This is a genomic window from Eubacterium multiforme (genome assembly GCF_030813415.1).
GTDB lineage: Bacteria > Bacillota > Clostridia > Clostridiales > Clostridiaceae > Clostridium > Clostridium multiforme.
In genome coordinates this window covers 45,269-64,435 of sequence record NZ_JAUSUF010000003.1, presented here as the reverse complement: position 1 = coordinate 64,435, position 19,167 = coordinate 45,269, and the positions used below count along the sequence as shown (strand labels likewise).

Here is a 19,167-nt window from a genome sequence, read left to right as displayed (position 1 = left end):
AAAAAAATGCACCTATAAATGTTAAACATATTTTGTATAACATTTAAGGTGCATTTTATCTTTATAAACTCTTATTAAATTTCATTCATTCTCTTCTATTTCATTAATTTACATATATCATTTGTAAATTCCACAGGATCACTTATAGTTAATCCTTCCACAAGTAATGCTTCGTTATATAATAATTTTGTGTATAAATTAAACTTATCTTTATCATTTTCGTAGGCTTCTTTTAATGCCTTAAATACATCATGATTTATATTTATTTCTAAAACTTTATCAGCCTTTATCTTTTCATTATTAGGCATAGCATTTAATATTTTTTCCATTTCAATAGTTATATCGCCACTATTTGATAAGCATACTGGATGATTTTTTAATCTCTTTGATGCCTTAACTTCTTTAACTTTATCCTTTAAAGTTTCCTTCATAGCATCAAAAATTTCTTTGTTTTCTTTAATATCAGACTCTGATTCTTCTTTATTTTCATCATTTTCTATACCTAAATCGCTGCTAGATACTGATTTAAATTCCTTTTCTTTGTAAGACATCATAACTTTTATAGCAAACTCATCTACATCTTCTGTAAAGTATAATATTTCATATCCTTTATCTAAAACAAGTTCTGTTTGTGGAAGTTTTTCTATTCTATCTCTAGATTCTCCAACAGCATAATAAATATATTTTTGCTCTTCTTTCATTCTTTCAACATATTCATCTAAAGTTACCATTTTCTTTTCCTTTGATGAATAGAACATTAATAAGTCTTGTAAGTCTTCTTTATTAACTCCATAATCACTATAAACACCATATTTTAATTGTCTACCAAAGGCTTCATAGAATTTTTCATAAGTTTCTCTATCATTTTTAAGCATATTTTTTAATTCATTTTTGATTTTATTTTTTATATTTTTAGCAATACGTCTTAATTGTCTATCATGTTGAAGAATTTCTCTTGATATGTTAAGTGATAAATCTGGAGAATCAACAACCCCTTTAACAAAACCAAAATAATCTGGAAGTAAGTCGCTACACTTTTCCATAATTAAAACACCATTTGAATATAATTCTAAACCTTTTTCATATTCTTTAGTGTAAAAATCAAAAGGCATTCTTTCAGGAATATATAATATAGCATTGTAACTTACAACTCCATCAACACTTATATGAATATGTTTTAATGGCTTATCAAATCCAAAATGTTTTTCTTGATAGAAGTTATTATAGTCATCATCAGTAAGTTCGCTTTTATTCTTTTTCCATATAGGAATCATACTATTTATAACTTCTTCCTCTTTATACTCTTCATATTCTTTGTCTTTATCTTCTTTATCCTTACTATCTTCTTTTACTCTTGTTTTAGTTACTTCCATCTTTATTGGATATCTAATAAAATCAGAATACTTTTTAATCATTGATCTTAACTTATATTCTTCTAAGTATTGATCATAATCTTCCTCTTCTGTATTTTCCTTTATTTTAAGTATAATTTCTGTACCTACAGAATCTTTTTCACAAGGTTCAATAGTATATCCATCAGCCCCTTCTGACTCCCATCTATAAGCTTCATTACTTCCAAGTGCTTTACTTATAACTGTAACTTTATCAGCAACTAGGAAAGATGAATAAAATCCTACACCAAATTGACCAATTATATCATGTTCATCCTTTGATTCATTGTCTTTTTTAAATTGTAAAGAACCACTTTGTGCTATTATACCAAGATTATTTTCAAGTTCTTCCTTTGTCATTCCAATACCAGTGTCACAAACCTTTAATATTCTATTATCCTTATCAACAGATATTTTAATAAAATATTTATCTTTATCAAAACTTAAAGAGTCATCTGATAAAGTTTTATAATAAATTTTATCTATTGCATCACTTGCATTAGAAATAAGTTCTCTTAAAAAAATCTCCCTATTAGTATAAATTGAATTAATCATAAGGTCTAATACTCTCTTAGACTCCGCTTTAAATTGTTTCTTTTCCACTTAAAATCTCTCCTTCCAAATAAACAATACCATTTCATTAGCACTCCATACCTTAGAGTGCTAATTTCTCATTAATTATGATATATCACAAGTTTATTTTTTTGTCAAAATTTTTATAAGTTTATTTTTTATTTTATTATTTATATAAATTCATCTAATCTTCCATTTAAATATTTTTCTTCAAATTCATGGGGAGTTAAGGGTTTGCTCCATATATATCCTTGAACTTCATCACAACCTAATTCTTTTAATATATTAAGTTGCTTCTCATCTTCAACTCCTTCAGCAATAGTTTTAACATCCATTCCCTTTGCCATCATAATTATTGCCTTAACTACTTGAAAATCTCCTTTATCTGATGAAATATTATCTACTAATACTTTATCTATTTTCAATTTATCAATACTAAATCTTTTTATATAACTTAAAGATGAATAGCCAGTACCAAAATCATCAATAGAAACTGATACACCAATCTCATCTAAATGTTTTAAAGTATTTAATATTATTTTTTCCTCATTAACTTTAATATTTTCAGTAATCTCTATATCTATTAATTTAGGATTTATATTATTATCACTAATAACACTTCTTAGACTATCTAAAAAATCCATACTATTCATTTGTTTTGGAGAAACATTAATTCCAATTACTAAATTCATATTATATTTCTTATTCCAATAACTTACCTGCTTAATTGCATTTTTCATTACCCAATATCCTATTTTTATAATCATTCCGCATTCTTCTGCAATATCTATAAACTCTACTGGTGATATAGTCCCTATTATAGGATTATTCCATCTTATAAGAGCCTCTATTCCTATAATTTCCTTTGTATCTATTTTAAATTGAGGTTGATAGCATATTGAAAACTCTTCATCAAAATCTATATTTTTTAATAATTGTTCTATACCACTTTTTCTTTTAACCTTATTTTCCAGCTTTTCATCGTAAAATGAATACATTAATCCTATGTTTTCTTTTGTATGATACATTGCAATATCAGCATTTTTTAATAATGAAGTTATATCACAATTATCCTTTGAAATATCAATACCAATATTAATAGAAACATGTAACTTATATTCATCAATTATTACAGGCTCCTCACATAGTTTAATTATTTTTATAGCAAATTTTTTAATTTCTTTTTTCGTGAAATTTCCAACTATAGCAAAAGTAAATTCATCTCCACCAACCCTTGCTGCTATAATATTATCAGATAAAAATGGGATAAATCTATTTGATAATTCTATTAATGTTTTATCTCCTATGTCATGACCATAGGAATCATTTATAAATTTAAATCTATTTAAATCCATACATAATACTGCAATCTTTTCATCTTCTTTTTTTTGCAAAATCATCTCTTCTAACTTTTCCATAAAATATCTTCTATTAAAAAGATTAGAGAGTACATCTTTTTGAGATAATATTTTAAGTTTTTTATTAGCTACTGATAACTCTTTAGTTCTTTCCTCAACTCTTTTTTCAAGTAATGCATTCATTTCTCTTTCTTTATCTAACATATATTTATTATAATTTGAAATTGTTATATAATAGCTTAGGAATTTATGCAAGAAAATTACTATTATAAAAAATATTATCCAATAAACGCCTAACTTTCCTATAAAAAATAATGCAATTAAAGGAGTAAATAAAATCCAAGTATTTTTTTTATTTAACATTGAATTATATGATATATTTATCTTTTCTATTTCCTTATCCTCTTCAGTACTTGCATATAAACATCCTAATGAAAACATTATAAACGGAACTATACTAAGCGAATCAATAGGTAAACTTGATAATGTTAAATCATTTATTATTTCATATATATAAAATAAATCTGTTATAGAATAAACTATTACTCCTATTGCTAAAAAAGCAAAAGATTTTTTACTTCTTATTCTAGCCATATATATGTATATAATATATATAACGCTTAATGAAATAATATCTGTTATTACATATATTAGAGCCATAAGATAATCTGCATCTGTAATTATATATTTAAACTTAGTATCAAAAATAACTGTCCATGAAAAACTAACCATTACTACTACAATTGTTGCTATATCTATTATTAATTGTGCTGATTCAAACTTTTCTATATTTTTCATAAAATATCTTATTATTGAAAAAGTAATTAATACATTTACTATTGTATATATGTACTGAAATAACTCTAAATTTGATGGATCTATATTATAAACATATCTATATATAAGCCATATAACATCACTAAATCCATAAATACAAAAACAAGAAAATAGTGATATCCAAATTAATTTATATTTTTTAATATTTTTTATTGCGCTAATAAAATAGTAAAATACTATACTAAATATAGCAATTGACGTAGCATTATATAAAAATTCATCATTTAGTATTAATGATACTAAATATATTAAATAAGCAATAATTATAAATATAATCTTATTATTTATTCTTATATTATTTCTTTCCATATCATCCCCCTCTTTCCATCATTTATTTTTAACAAATATAAAAATTTTAAAATAATTTCTTTAATATTTTTATTGTATCAGTAAAAAATATCATAAAAATGAATAAATAACCAATCATTATAAAATACTTTTAAACTTTATTTTAACAGCTATTTACATATCAACATAAAAATGGACTTAGTCAAAAAATATATAAAAATCATAAAAATTTTTCATACTTTTTTGATTAAGTCCACCTATCTAAAAAAAATAAAATATTATCATAATAAATTTCTACTTTATATTAAATCATTTCTATATTTACAATTATATTATAATATATATAATCAAATAATTGAAGCTAACCATAAAATTAAGCAACATGCTATAAATAGAATGACTAATAATTTCCATACAAACTTTAACCATGTTCCATATTTTATATGTGCAACAGCTAAATTTCCCATAACTATTACAGAGGTTGGTACAAAAATATTTGCAAAACCTGAAGCTGATTGAAAAGATGTAACTATAAGACTTGATGGTACATGTGCAAAGGATCCTAAAGGTCCCATAATCCCCATAGTTGCAGCTGCAAGTCCTGATGATGATGGAATTAAAAGTGACATAGGAATATAAAATATAAAACTAAAAATTGAAAAAGCTGGTGCTGATAATCCACTTAAATGCATTTCTCCAAAATGTAATATAGTTGCTGTTATATGTCCATCATTCATAACAACTTGAATTCCTCTTGCTACAGCTACTATAAATGCATAAGTATAGTAATTTCTCTTTAATTTTTTTGATTTTTAATTTTTAAAAGAAATTTCTTCTTTAACTTAATATTTTTCATAGCTAGTAAAATATATGTTAACGTATATTCTTACATAAAATACCTTATATATTAATAAAAATAATCTAAGCAAATTTTATATAATTTATAAAATATTCTTTTTAAAAAATCTAACAAAAAACCTTGAATTTTTTACTAAAACTATTATTATTTTAAAATAATTTCAAAATATAAAGGAAAATATTGCTTTTTTATTAATTTTTTTTATATAATTATATTGTAAAACAAAATAAGGGGGAATTTATAATGTTAAAATCAAAAAAACTAATATTTGTATTAGCTTTAGGCTTATTCATTGCATTTTTTAAGGTGAATCTTGTTAATGCGGCAGATTTTAAAAAACATTCATCGGAAAAATTAGGTGAAGAAACTCTTTTAACTATTAATGTTGATGCTAAGGATGCAGAAACAGGAGAACACTTATTGTATGTGCCATTTATAGATTCAAATGTTAAAATAGGTGATACTCTAAATTATAAAGATGTAATAAAACTTATTGAAAATAAGATTAATGAAAAATTAAGATACCCTGAATATAAAGTTGAAGGCTTTTCAGATGACGTCTATTTAAAAGAAGGTTACAGTGAGACAGATATAAAATTATTATCAAATAAAGACATTAAATTACCTATAATTAAAGGTTTAAAGGAAAAAGAAGCTTACTCAATAACTGGTAATGTTTTAATTTCTAAATATCCAAAACCTGAAATACCAAAGGATGTAGAAGAAAATATTCGAGTTATATATGGATCACATTATTATGAAAAAACAAATAATGGTGTACTACATAAATTAGGATTTTTTGATGAAAAAGAATTTGAAGGTTCTAATGCAGGATCAATACTGAATTCAGATGAATTAAAGTATTTAGCTCAAAAATCCCTAGACAACCATTATGGTATTAATAAATATAAAATTAAATCTAGAAGAATGACTACTGCTAGAAATATGACAGCAAGTATTTATAACAATGATGAAGATGAAATATTATCAGATATGAATACTAATAATAGTTTCTCTTATATGATTAAACCTCAAATTAAAGACCCAAAAGTAAAAGATTATAAATTATACATACGTGATACTTTCTACGTTGAAAAAACTAATTCTAAAGAAGATGTAGAAAACCCAGAAATTAATTCAGATAATTCCTATAATGAAAATAATACTAGTTTAGAATCTGAATCTAACGTTAAACCTTATTCTAAACCAGACATTAAACCAATAACTAAACCTCAAACTAAGCCAACGGAAACAAATGTATCAATAAAACCTGCTATTAAACCAGTATTTAATACACCAGTTAATCCTTATTTAAATACTTATTATAGCTATACTTACACATATAATTATAATGATTCTAATCTAATTAGTCTTTTAAATGAATTTGAAAACTTTATGACGCCTTCATTTAACGGCCAATTTAAACCTGTACAAAATAATTTTAATAACAATGTTTACTCAGATAGAGATTTTTTAAATTTTCTAAATAGATTTGAAAACTTTTTAAATTATTAAATTTAATATTTAATTACTTATAAAATAGGGATGTTTCAAATTTTTGAAACATCCCTAATAAATTATATATTTATCTCTATTATTTTAGTCTATTATATTATTTATCTAAAAGATTCTCCTCCTCATCTTTTTCATAATCTTTAAGCAATTTAACTACCACTTTATTTAGGGCAAGTAATGCCAGTAAGTTAGGTATAACCATAAATCCATTAAAGGTATCTGCAAGTTCCCAAACTAAATCAACCTTTAAACAGGATCCTAAAATTATGAAAAATAAAACTGCAAAAGTATAGTATTTTGTTGCTTTTTCTCCAAATAAATATTTAATATTAATTTCTCCAAAGAAATACCATCCTACTATAGTTGAAAATGCAAAGAAGAATAGGCATATAGCTATAAATATATGACCAAAATGTCCAAGTCCCGCATTAAATGCTATTTGTGTTAATTCTATACCAGTTGTTTTTCCATTTAATACACCAGTTGTTAATATTACTAAAGCTGTTAAAGTAAGTATTATAAAAGTATCTATAAAAACACCCATCATAGCTACAATTCCTTGGTCACAAGGATGTTTAACCTTAGCAATTGCATGTGCATGTGGAGTTGAACCCATACCTGCTTCATTTGAAAATAATCCTCTAGATACACCATATCTAACTGCTTGTCTAACAGTTGCACCTATAACTCCACCTGTAGCTGCTGCTGGATTAAAGGCACCTACAAATATAGATTCAAATGCAGGTAAAATATTTGACGCATTTAAAATTATTATAATAACGCTTCCTATTATATAAAATAATGCCATTATAGGAACTATTTTTTCAGTAACTGAAGCTATTTTAGCTCTACCACCAAAAAATATAAATGCTGCTAATATTGCAACTATAATTCCAACGATTAAAGGATTTATATTAAAAGAATTTTTAAAGGCAGCACCTATAGAATTACTTTGAACCATGTTACCCATAAAACCAAGTGCAAGAATTATAAATACTGAGAAACAAGCTGCTAATATTTTACCAAAATTACCTTTAAAAGCAGCTTTAATGTAATAAGCAGGACCTCCTGTAATTTCTCCATTTACCCTAGTCTTATATTTTTGAGCTAATGAAGCTTCAGCAAAAATTGTTGACATTCCAAAGAAAGCACTAAGCCACATCCAAAAAATTGCTCCAGGACCTCCCATTGTAATAGCAGTTGCTGCACCAGCTAAATTTCCTGTTCCAACTTGTGCTGCAATAGCTGTAGCCAAAGACTGGAAGGAACTCATCCCTTCATTACCAGCCTTTTCACCATGTAATGTAAGTTTACCAAAGGTATCAGAAAAACATTTTTTAAATTTCCTAATCTGGACAAATTTTAATCTAAAGCTAAAAAATATTCCTGTACCACAAAGTAAAAATACTAGTATATACCCCCAGAAAAAAGTATTGAAACTAGTTACTTTAGAAAGTAAATTCATAAATAATCCTCCTTTTATTTTTTAAATTTTATTAAAAATAAATATATAATAAAAATTTTTCAATTTATTTTCGTTAATTTTTAAACAAAAGTTTTGCTAAAAACTAGACTAGTTTTATTAATTAGTATTATTTATAAAATCGGTCTTCCTTGCTGTATTAAACGTTATCATAATTTTTAAAAAATCTTAACCTTAAAAACTTTTAATTTAAAAGGTTTTTATAAAACGTCCTATTATATAGAAATTTTTCTTCTTATTTACATTCTAAACCTAATAGAAATTTAATTCCACTTACTTTTTTAATTTAATTAATAAATTTTCAGTATTAAACATAATTTATTAAGTTTTTTTAAGAATATACATTGATAATTATATTATATGTTATAAAATAATCATTTTATAACGTTAACATTTATAATATGTTTATTTACAAAAAATTTTTAAGGTATATTATTAAAGTATAAATAACTATTTTTAATATTTATTTCAATATCTTCTAAAAAATACATTTTAATTAATTCTTATCATTAAAATACTTAATTTAATACTAAAGATGAACTATTATATATGGAAATATTAAATTTCCATAATAAATAAATTTATATTAAAGAGGTGCATGTTATGATCAAAGAAATTACTAAAGAAAATATTAAAAACTATCAAGAGGCTTTAAAAAACATTCCTCATTCTGAAGTTGTAAAAAGAGCTGTTATGAATAATGGAATTAATAAAGCAAGTGAAGACACAGAAGTTATAGCTAAAAATTTAAATAGAAACTTTTCCATAGATATTGATACTGGAGAAGTATCAAATCAAAAACATAGTGGAAGATGCTGGCTTTTTGCAACATTAAATACATTAAGATATGAATTTACAAAGAAATATAATGTTAAAGATTTTGAGTTTTCTCAAAATTATCTATCATTTTGGGATAGATTTGAAAAGGCTAATGCCTTTTATAACTTTATAGTTCAAACAGCTAATGAACCATTAGATAGTAGAATAGTAAATACTTTACTTAAAACTTGTGATGGAGATGGTGGACAATGGGATAATGCACCAGCTTTAATAAATAAATATGGACTACTTCCAAAATATGCAATGCCAGAAACTAATGTAAGTAACGATACAACTAACTTTAACCAAGTATTAAACTTTAAATTACGTAAAGATGCCCTAACATTACGTAATCTTATAAATAAAGGTGCAAAAGAAGAAGAAGTATCAAGCACCATAGAAAAAATGTTAAATGAAGTATATCGTATATGCGTATATTCCTTTGGAGAACCACCTGAAAAATTTGATTTTGAATATAGAGATGAAGATAAAAAGTACCATCAAGATTTAAACCTAACACCAAAAGAATTTGCTAAAAAATATATAAGTAGAAATTTAGATGATTATGTTGTTGTTATAAATTCACCAGATAAAGAATATAATAAAATTTATTCACTTCCTATGGAAAATAACATTATTGGTGGACGAGATGTCTTATTTTTAAATTTAGAATTAGATACTTTTAAAAAGTTACTTATAGATCAACTAAAAGAAGAAGAACCAACATGGTTTGCTTGTGATGTATTAAAACAAATGTGCCGTGATGACGGTTTATTAGGAGCTGATTTATTTAAATATGAAGATTTATTTGATATAGATCTTAATTTATCAAAGGCTGATCGTTTATCCTGTACTGAAGCTACAGTATCCCATGCAATGACAATGGTTGGTGTAGATTTAGTTGATGAAAAACCAACTAGATGGAAAGTTGAAAATAGTTGGGGAGAAAAAGTTGGAAAGAAAGGATATTTTGTTATGGATGATAAATGGTTTAATGAACATGTTTATCATGTTGTTATAAACAAGAAATTCTTAACAAAAGAACAACTTGAAGTTTTAAATACAAAACCTATTGAATTAACATTATGGGATTCAATGGCTTAAAAGCTATATAAGTTTCTATAAAAAGGGGCTATAAGGAAATTTGATTTTACACAAAATTCCTTATAGCCCCTAAAATATACTAATTTTTTTCTCTTATCTTCTTAAGAAACTATTTGTCATTTGAATCTTCTTTTGATTTATTAGTTTCAGAAGATACAATTTCTTGTATAGTATTTAACTTTTGAAGAATAACTCCCAATACAATTAAAACAACTGCAAATAATCCATATTGAGCACAATTTGTCATATAGTAACTTACTATATTAAATCCATTACCACTAACTGTTAATCCACCTTGTGCTATCATTGTTTGAATGTATTGATGACAATTAATAAGAGTCCAAATCATATAAAAAATTATAATTACTGCAATTACATATAAAATAATACTTGCAGTACCTGATTTCTTCATTTTATTTTTCATTGTTTATCACCCTTTCTTTTTATTTGTTAATTTAATAAACTGATTTAAATAGTCCATTTATTTTCTAACATAACTTATTATACCAATCTAATCTGTATTTAATATGAACTTTTTCTTAAAAGATATTATTAAAAATTATTCTTCAAATAATTTTTTAATCTCTTCTTTAGTTAAATCTCTATACTCACCTTTTCTTAAAGTTTCATCTAACATTAATCCACCAATAGATATTCTCTTTAAATAAACTACATAACATCCTACAGTCTTTAGCATCCGTTTCACTTGATTTTTACGCCCTTCTGAAATAGTAAGATATCCTGAAATAACCTTTTGATTATCATAATTTAAATCTATATTACATAAATTATTAATTTCATCTTTAAGATCTTTATATAAGCCACCCTTTGAAATTTTCATTTTAGAAGGTTTAGTTAATATTTCACCTTTTCCTATATAAACTCCCTCTTCTAAAGACTTTATATCCTCTTCACTTAAAAATCCTAATGCCCAAAAGAAATAGGTTTTATTAATATGTTTTTCTGGGTACATTATTTTATGCTCAAATTCACCATCATTAGTAAATAGTAATAATCCCTCTGTATCTTTGTCTAATCTACCAACGTGAAATATTCCATTTTTGTCATTAAAAAAATCAAATACTGTTTTATGCTTGCTATCTCTTTTTGCTGTAATGTAACCTGCTGGTTTATTGAAGATATAATATACTTTTTCATTATAAGGTACTACTTTATCCAAATATTTTATAGTGTCAGTTTTTTCATTTATTTCTATTGCTGGTATTTTTGTAATTTTCTCATTTACTTTTACTTTGCCTTCTTTTATATATATTCTAACTTCTTTACGCTTTCCAATGGCTCCTTGTGCTAAAAATTTATCTAGTCGCATATTTCACTTCTTTTCTAAAAATATTTAATTAAAATCTTTTATATACTAACATAAATTAATAAAAAAATAAAAGCTAACCTACTAAAATATTCAGTTAGCTTTCACCATTTTACTTCTTTCTATCTTGTTTAATCAATATATTTACATTTAAAGATTTTATCATATACTTAATTACTAATTGTACACTTATCTAACCTTTCTGTTTAACAAACTCATATATCCTACCACTACATTCATTAATCAATTCATAATCATGTGTAATAACAATAATCACCTTACCCTCCTCTTTCATTTGCCTTAGATAACGCACCATTTGAAGCATTTGTTTTTTGCATAGCCCACTTGTTGGTTCATCAAAAATAACAATTGGTTTATTACAAACTTTAGCTAAAGCAATCATCAATCTTTGTTTCTCCCCACCTGATAAAACTTGAGGATGCATATCTCTTTTATCATACAAATCAAGCTCTTCAAGTACCTTTTTCTTTTTAATATCATCATTACTTACTATAGATATTTCCTGCCAGACAGATTCTGTAAAAATTTGATAATTCACATCCTGCATAACCATAGAGATAAATTTATAAGGCTTATGGATTTTCTTTCCCTTATAAAAACTTTCTCCTTTTCCCTTTACCAACTTTGAAAGCTTTTTAATAAAAGTACTTTTTCCTACTCCATTTTCTCCAATAATAAAATAAATATCATTTGAAAAATAAATATTCATATTAAATACTTTTTTATTTGCATAAGAGACTTCAAAATTTTTGCATTCTAGTACTATATCTTTTTGTTTTAAATTCATCTTATTATTTTCTTTTTCATATAAATCTACTCTGGAAACACCAATCTTTTTCAAATCATCTATGTCTATTTCATTCATTGTACGAAGATTATATTTTTTTATTAACTGGTGTAAAAATTTTTCAGTTATCATTTCTTTTTCAAATACTTTCACATTCCTCTTATCCAAAATTGCAATTTTATTCATAACATCCTTTAAATAGTAAAGTCTATGTTCTGCTACTATAATAATTTTACCTGCATTCTTGAGTTTTATCATTGCACCTTTTAACAACTCAATAGATTTTTTATCTAAAGAAGAAGATGGCTCATCAAATATATAAACTTCATTGTTCATACAAGCCACACTTGTAATTGCAATTAATTGTTTTTCTCCTCCTGACAAAGAAAAAATATTTTTGTTCATAAGATGCTTTGTGTTTAAAAGTGAAGTATATTCATCAATTATTTTTATCATATCATCTTTTGGTATATTTCTATTTTCCAGTGCAAAGGCAAGTTCATCTGTGGAATCTACACAATAAAACTGTGTCTTAGGATTCTGAAAAACTGTAGATACAAATCTACTTCTATTTGAAATGTCTTCTTTTAATATTGGCTTACCCTCTAATATTATTTCACCAGAAATATCTGCCTCATTAATCTCTGGAATAATACCATTTAAAACCTTCAAAAGAGTACTCTTCCCAGACCCAGAGTTTCCTGTAAGAAGAAGTATCTCCCCCTTTTTTACTTTTAAATTTATATTTTCTAAAATAATCTTATCCCCATACTTTAACTCTAAATTTTTAATTTCCAGCATATTTCCCTCCTATATAAAAACCAATTAATACAAACATAAGAAGAAAGCATATATAGTCTGCTAAAGCAAACTTACTTTCTGTAAGAGTACTTCTTTTTTCTCTTACTTTCATCCCTCTTGTCATTGCTGATATAGCTACATCATCTGCTGTCTTTGTAGCTATCATAAAAAGAGGAACCCCTCTATATTCAAAAAATTTTATTGGCTTAAATAAGAGTCTTCTTGTTGTAAGTCCATGTAAATACATAGCATCTTTTATCTGAGAATAATCCTCTTTAATAGTATTAAAAAATCTTGTCATAACTGTAATAGGTATTATAATTTCATCTGGTATTTTCATTTTTTTAAGACAATACACAATTTCACTCATATTTGTAGAAGAAAGGGTGTATTTACCCATCATAAATCCTGGTAACATTCTAAGGAAAATCATAGAAATAAATAAAAAGAAAGTATTAATTATTCCTGCACTTTGATATAAATAGTATTTTTGTATCAATAGAGCTACAATAATAAATCCTGATCCAATTAAAACACTTTTATACTCCTTTTGAAAAAGTAAAAATACATATGGCAGTAGAGATGCTACTACTGCCACATATAAATATTTTTGTTGTAGATTTCCAAGAAGTAAAGTGTAGGAAAGAATTAGGGTCATAAAAAGTTTTGTACGAAAATCTAACCTAAACTTTTTTCCACTCAACCTTTACCCCTCCTTAACCATACCTGCTTTTACAAAATGTTTCTTTAGCATCTTAATTCCAATTGTACAACCAACATACATACCAAACATTCCAGATATAATTATAGGTAATAATGACCAATTAGGTAGAACGCTCATCATCTTATCTGCAAACTCTTGTCCATAACCCAAATCAATCATTTGCTTAATATAAGCTTCTCTTGCAAAGAAAATAGGAAGCCAATTTCCAAGGCCTGAAAGAGTAGCTACTACAAAGGCAAATCTAGCATATTTAATACTTTTATATTTACCTTTCTTTAGTATAAATTCACCAAGCACTCCTCCTACTGCTGCTGTAAGTAGCATCCAGGGTCCATGTCCCATAACAACGAATATAACTGCAATAATCATCTGCTCAATAAATAGCATTCCTGCTTTTTTTATTTTTGTGGCAAATAGAATTGAAACAGGACCTGAAAGTACACCACTAACAAAAGGTACCAGTGGCATAAGCACAGGAACAAATCCAATCATTCCACCAACAAAAGTAAATGCAAATATTAAAACTGTAAATAATCCTATATTAATCAAATCTTTAACATTAAGTTTTTCTTTATTCATTCTTTTATCACCTACCCTATTAATAAGTAAAACTCTCTGCTAAAATTGTTTTATTCACCAAATCTCCATATACCTTTGAGGTATAAATAAGATCTTTATGTTTTCCCATATTTTCAACTGTTCCATCATTTATAACCACAATTTTATCTACATTTTCAATAGATTTAAGTCTGTGAGATATAATTAATACTGTCTTATTTTTAGTTAACTTATTTAAACTTTCTTGAATCTTCTTTTCATTATCAACATCAAGTGATGCTGCAATTTCATCTAATATTATAATTGGCGCATTTTTTAAAAATGCTCTAGCTATTGATAATCTTTGTCTTTCTCCACCTGATAAACTAGCTCCATTTTCACCTATTGTTGTATTGTATCCATCTGGAAGTTTACTTATAAATTCCTCACAGTTAGCAAGCTTTGCTGCATTTTTCACTTCTTCATCTGTTGCTTTTAAGTTACCTATTCTTATGTTTTCTAAGATAGATGCATTAAATAATGTTACATCTTGAAATACGATAGATACTTTATCAAACAACGATTTTGTAGATATTTCTTTAATATCTTTTCCTGATATTTTAATTGTGCCTGTATCACAGTCATAAAGCCTTGAAACTAACTTTAATATACTAGTTTTACCACAACCACTTTTTCCAACTAGTGCTGTTATTTCATTTTGTTTTGCAACAAAAGTAACATTTTTTAGTACTGGAATATTTTCATCATATGAAAAACTTACATTATCAAGTTCAATATCAAAATTATTTAATAAAACATCTTCTCCCTCTTGTACTTTTGTATTTCTAATTTCTTTTATTCTTTGTATCATGGCATCTATATAAAATAGCTCTGCCATATTAAATCCTATTCCATCAGTTGCCTCTTTTAATTTCATAGAAGCCAAAAGGTATCCGATAAAATATAGTATATTAATCTCTCCAAGAATTAGCATATGTGATCCTAATACAATAACACCTACAAGTGCTAAATAAAGTACTACACTTGCAAGACTATTAAATAACCCAACAGAGACTTCAGAATTAATATGTATTTTTTCTCCCTCTTCCATTTCTTTATATAACTTTTCTTTGATTTGCTCAGACATTCCATAACTTTTAATATCTTGTTGAAGTTCAATTGTTTCTTGGAAACTTTCTGCATTTTCTCTTAGTTTATTGTAGTATTTTGTTTGATTCCTTATCTGCATTCTTTTTGAAAGATAAATTAAAGCAAAATATAAAAATATTGGTATAAGAACTGCAAGACCTAGCTTCACATTTCCAATTATTAGCATAATAGAAATTATTACGAAAAAGACTTCAAATCCAATTGTCTTTGCAATAGCATGAGAAAGTGCATGTTCAAGTGCTGCCACATCCCCCATAATGGTTTGAGCAAGATCAGACAAATCATGCTTTGAAAAATAAGATAGCGGCAAATTGCTAAGTGTTCTTGCAATATCAATACGCATATTTTCACTTTCTTTAAAAGTTGCATTGTACAAAGCATTGTATTCTATGGTAAGTAATATGTACATAACAATAAGTATCACAGCAGAAAATATATAATACAAACTATTACTTTTTACATTAGAGAGTACTAGTTGATCAAAAAATAGCATTAAAAGTATAGCAGGTATCATATTCATTGCATAAGTAAGAAATGATGCAAAGCTTGCTTTTACAAGATCTTCTGCTCCTTGCTCTGTAAGAGCAAATCTTTCTTTAAATAACTTCTTCATCTAAAACCCTCCAATCATTAGCTTTTGCATACATATCTTGAAAATGCTTGTACACACTATCTTCTTTCATTAAATTTTTATCAGTTCCACGTTCTATTATTTTTCCATTCTCAAGTACTAAAATTTCATCCACATTTTTGATACTTGTTAATCTGTGTGCAATCATGATAACCGTTTTACCCTTCATCAGATTTGCAAAGGCTTTTTGAAGTTCGTGTTCATTATCTGGATCAATAGCAGCACTTGCTTCATCAAATATTACTATTTGTGCATTTTTTAGAATTGCCCTTGCAATTGCTATTCTTTGCTTTTCACCACCAGATAAATACACTCCTTTTGATCCTATCAAAGTATTTTCTTTGTCCTTAAATTTATCTAAAATACTATCGCAGCCTGCAAGATGCATTGCACGAAGTACTTCTTCTTTACTAGCATTTTTATTTGCTAAAGCTACATTTTCAAATAAAGTTGTTTTAAATAATTTTGAATCTTGAAATACAAAAGAAATGTTATTAACAATTGCATCCTTAGTATAATTTGTTAGAGGCTTACCTCCAATTTTTATTTCACCATCATTTATTTTGTAAAATCCAGAAATAAGCTTAGCAATTGTTGATTTACCGCTACCACTTTCACCAACAAGAGCATATGATTTTCCAGCATCAAGCTTAAAACTTAAATTTTCTAAAACCATATTATCTGTATAACCAAAGGACACATTATCAAATTCAATATCAAAATTTTTAAAATTTGTTTCTGTTCCAAAGCTCAAACTATCTTTTTGCATTTCATCATATAACTGCTCTAATTTATCAACAGCATCTTGTGCTTGAAAGATATACATTGAAAGATACATAACCTTCATCACAAAAGTAAATAGTACTCCACTTAAGAAAAATAGCATAATTAGTTCTACTGCAATTTCCTTTGGATTACTTGTAATATCTATAAATAACAAAATAAGAGGTACAACAATTGCAACTAACCCAAAGAATAGTTCTTGAAATAAAACATATGGTTTACGACTACTTAAAGAATAATCAAGAGCATATTTTGCATATTCCTTAATGGCATTATTTAGTGCCTTAAAACTCCTAACGTCAACCCCAAAAATTTTTACTACCTGCATTCCCCTAATATATTCAACTGTTTCAGAACTTAATTTTTCAAGAGATTCTTGATATATTTTCATGAAATTCTTCTCACCCATCATAAAAAACATAAGTATACCACTTAAAACAGCAAGTGTTATAAGTACAACACCAACTCTTATACTGACAAAGAAACCAAGAACCAAAACAAGTATTGGAACAATTATAGCTCCAGTATTATCAGGTATAAGATGAGCTACTGCCATATGAGTTTGTGCAGCATTATCATCTAATAGCTTTCTTGTTTTACCAGAAGAATTCATATCAAAAAAACGAAAACTTGCATTAGTAAGTCCATCAATCCCAAACTTTCTTAAATTAGTTTCAAGTCTAAATGCAAACAAATGTGATAGAGTAAGTGATAAAAAGTATAAAATTCCACCACACATCATTAGCACTGCAATATAAAGAGCATATGTACCAGCCCCTTGAGAATTTCCTTCTGTAATGAGTTTATTTAAAAACTCATACAAATAATAAAAAGCACAAATCTGTAATACTGCTGATACTACAGAAAAGAAAATCGTAAAAAACAATAAATATTTCTTTTCTGGAGCATAGCTTATCAATTTCTTATAAACATTGAACATACAATACCTCCTTTTATCCCATTTAGACACTTAAATGCATAGTTTTTTATTTTTATAGAATAAAAAACTATTTTCTTCAGCATCTTGGTTTAATAATTGTATCATATACTAAAATATGGTACAATAAATCAAATATATTATTGTCTAATTGGAATATTGTCTAATTGGGATATTTGGAGGTGCTTTATGAATACTTTTCAAAATTTTCTTGAGGAAATGGGGTGGAATCCCTGTGATACCTTTTGTAAATATTGCAAGGTAGGTAAAATCTTTTGCATGCATAATGAAGACTTTGATGGTTTATATTGGTATTATGAAACAGATCATTTTATTATTGATATCCATGATTTTTTTATAAAAAAAGAAAGAGTAGTTGACTCTTTTCCTGATATGAGTGAGTTTATGTTGCTTTCTTCATCATATATTATATCAGCCAATGGTGAGAGCTTCTCTCCTTATCAAGCCCTTACCTCTAACACTATGTTTGTTACAAGTGTAAACAATCAAAATTATCGATTCCTTCTACACTCAAATTTTCCTTATTTAAGTGTTGGAATAAATTTCAAAGAAAAAATGTTCAAAGAATATATATCATGTAATAAATATACCTCAAATATAAATATTTCTGATATGTTCTTTGATACTAGAGAGCTTGTTACCAAACCTTTAGAAAAAATTGCAAATTCTATTTTAAACTGTACTATGACTTCTCCTGCAGCTGAAATATTTCTTGAGGCAAAAGCAAAAGAGTGGTTAAGTATTACCCTTGATGCTTATGTGAATAAAGCAAAAGCAAAAGTAATATCAAAAGCTGACGAAAAAGCTATTGAAAATGTTGCAAGTTATATAAATGACCACTATGCATTAGATATTCCTCAAGAGCTTTTAGAAAAAATTGCTATGATGAGCGGAACAAAACTAAAAACTTTATTTAAGCAAAAATATCAAATGAGTATTACAGAATACACTCAAAGAAAAAGAATGAATATTGCAGAAACACTATTACTTACTACAACATTGGATATTAAAGATATTGCAAAGGCTGTTGGATATTCATCCCACAGCAAATTTACAACTTATTTTAAAAAATATAAAGGAATATATCCTCGAGAAATCAAAAAGCTAAGTTCTACAAATTATGATGTGTTGCATGTATGTAAAAATGATATTTTAGATAATACATCTTCATTTAAAGATAAACTATAATTTATTAAAAATT

The 19,167-nt window shown here is 26.1% G+C and carries 14 protein-coding genes; 3 read left to right on the top strand and 11 right to left on the bottom strand.

Translation table 11 applies throughout. From position 1 onward, the window contains the following. Positions 1–95: 95 nt before the first annotated feature. From htpG to J2S18_RS06495, 3 genes are all read right to left on the bottom strand, one after another. Positions 96–1,994, bottom strand: coding sequence for a molecular chaperone HtpG (htpG, locus tag J2S18_RS06505; RefSeq protein ID WP_307484809.1), 1,899 nt, complete (start codon positions 1,992–1,994; stop codon positions 96–98). Positions 1,995–2,134: 140 nt separating this feature from the next. After that, complete coding sequence (locus J2S18_RS06500) at positions 2,135–4,468, bottom strand: putative bifunctional diguanylate cyclase/phosphodiesterase (protein ID WP_307484807.1); 2,334 nt, start codon at positions 4,466–4,468, stop codon at positions 2,135–2,137. Positions 4,469–4,794: 326 nt separating this feature from the next. Next, on the bottom strand, positions 4,795–5,217 hold the full coding sequence (locus J2S18_RS06495) for a hypothetical protein (RefSeq protein ID WP_307485154.1): 423 nt from the start codon (positions 5,215–5,217) through the stop codon (positions 4,795–4,797). 332 nt (positions 5,218–5,549) lie between these two features. Between J2S18_RS06495 and J2S18_RS06490 the strand changes: the two genes are divergently transcribed. Then, positions 5,550–6,821, top strand: coding sequence for a hypothetical protein (locus J2S18_RS06490; protein WP_307484805.1), 1,272 nt, complete (start codon positions 5,550–5,552; stop codon positions 6,819–6,821). A gap of 97 nt (positions 6,822–6,918) precedes the next feature. On the opposite strand, the gene J2S18_RS06485 is transcribed toward J2S18_RS06490, so the two are convergent. After that, the gene (locus tag J2S18_RS06485; protein WP_307484804.1) at positions 6,919–8,286 is read right to left on the bottom strand and encodes an alanine/glycine:cation symporter family protein; all 1,368 of its coding nucleotides are present in this window, start codon (positions 8,284–8,286) and stop codon (positions 6,919–6,921) included. 621 nt (positions 8,287–8,907) lie between these two features. Here J2S18_RS06485 and J2S18_RS06480 point away from each other — a divergent pair. Continuing rightward, positions 8,908–10,227, top strand: a complete 1,320-nt coding sequence (locus J2S18_RS06480) for a C1 family peptidase (protein ID WP_307484801.1) — start codon at positions 8,908–8,910, stop codon at positions 10,225–10,227. Between the two features lie 109 nt (positions 10,228–10,336). Here the strand turns inward: J2S18_RS06480 and J2S18_RS06475 are convergent, their stop codons facing one another. The 7 genes from J2S18_RS06475 to J2S18_RS06445 form a co-directional block, all read right to left on the bottom strand. Further along, entirely contained in the window at positions 10,337–10,651 is a 315-nt protein-coding gene (locus J2S18_RS06475) for a hypothetical protein (RefSeq protein ID WP_307484798.1), read from the bottom strand. A gap of 135 nt (positions 10,652–10,786) precedes the next feature. Continuing rightward, positions 10,787–11,557: a pseudouridine synthase gene (locus J2S18_RS06470; RefSeq protein ID WP_307484797.1), complete on the bottom strand. Its 771-nt coding sequence runs from the start codon at positions 11,555–11,557 to the stop codon at positions 10,787–10,789. Positions 11,558–11,747: 190 nt separating this feature from the next. Further along, a complete protein-coding gene (locus J2S18_RS06465) occupies positions 11,748–13,163 on the bottom strand; it encodes an ATP-binding cassette domain-containing protein (protein ID WP_307484794.1) in 1,416 nt (471 codons plus the stop codon). Next, positions 13,150–13,866 carry an energy-coupling factor transporter transmembrane component T gene (locus J2S18_RS06460; protein ID WP_307484791.1) on the bottom strand — a complete coding sequence of 239 codons (717 nt, stop codon included), beginning with the start codon at positions 13,864–13,866 and terminating at the stop codon, positions 13,150–13,152. Before J2S18_RS06460 ends, J2S18_RS06465 begins: the two co-directional genes overlap by 14 nt. 3 nt (positions 13,867–13,869) lie before the next feature. Next, positions 13,870–14,466, bottom strand: a complete 597-nt coding sequence (locus tag J2S18_RS06455; RefSeq protein WP_307484788.1) for an MptD family putative ECF transporter S component — start codon at positions 14,464–14,466, stop codon at positions 13,870–13,872. A 19-nt stretch (positions 14,467–14,485) separates the two neighbouring features. Next, positions 14,486–16,207, bottom strand: a complete 1,722-nt coding sequence (locus J2S18_RS06450; protein WP_307484784.1) for an ABC transporter ATP-binding protein — start codon at positions 16,205–16,207, stop codon at positions 14,486–14,488. Beyond that, positions 16,191–17,948 carry an ABC transporter ATP-binding protein gene (locus tag J2S18_RS06445; protein ID WP_307484780.1) on the bottom strand — a complete coding sequence of 586 codons (1,758 nt, stop codon included), beginning with the start codon at positions 17,946–17,948 and terminating at the stop codon, positions 16,191–16,193. The genes J2S18_RS06450 and J2S18_RS06445 overlap by 17 nt, the downstream gene beginning before the upstream one ends. A 186-nt stretch (positions 17,949–18,134) precedes the next feature. Between J2S18_RS06445 and J2S18_RS06440 the strand changes: the two genes are divergently transcribed. Next, positions 18,135–19,154, top strand: coding sequence for a helix-turn-helix domain-containing protein (locus J2S18_RS06440; protein WP_307484778.1), 1,020 nt, complete (start codon positions 18,135–18,137; stop codon positions 19,152–19,154). The last annotated feature ends 13 nt before the right edge of the window (positions 19,155–19,167 follow it).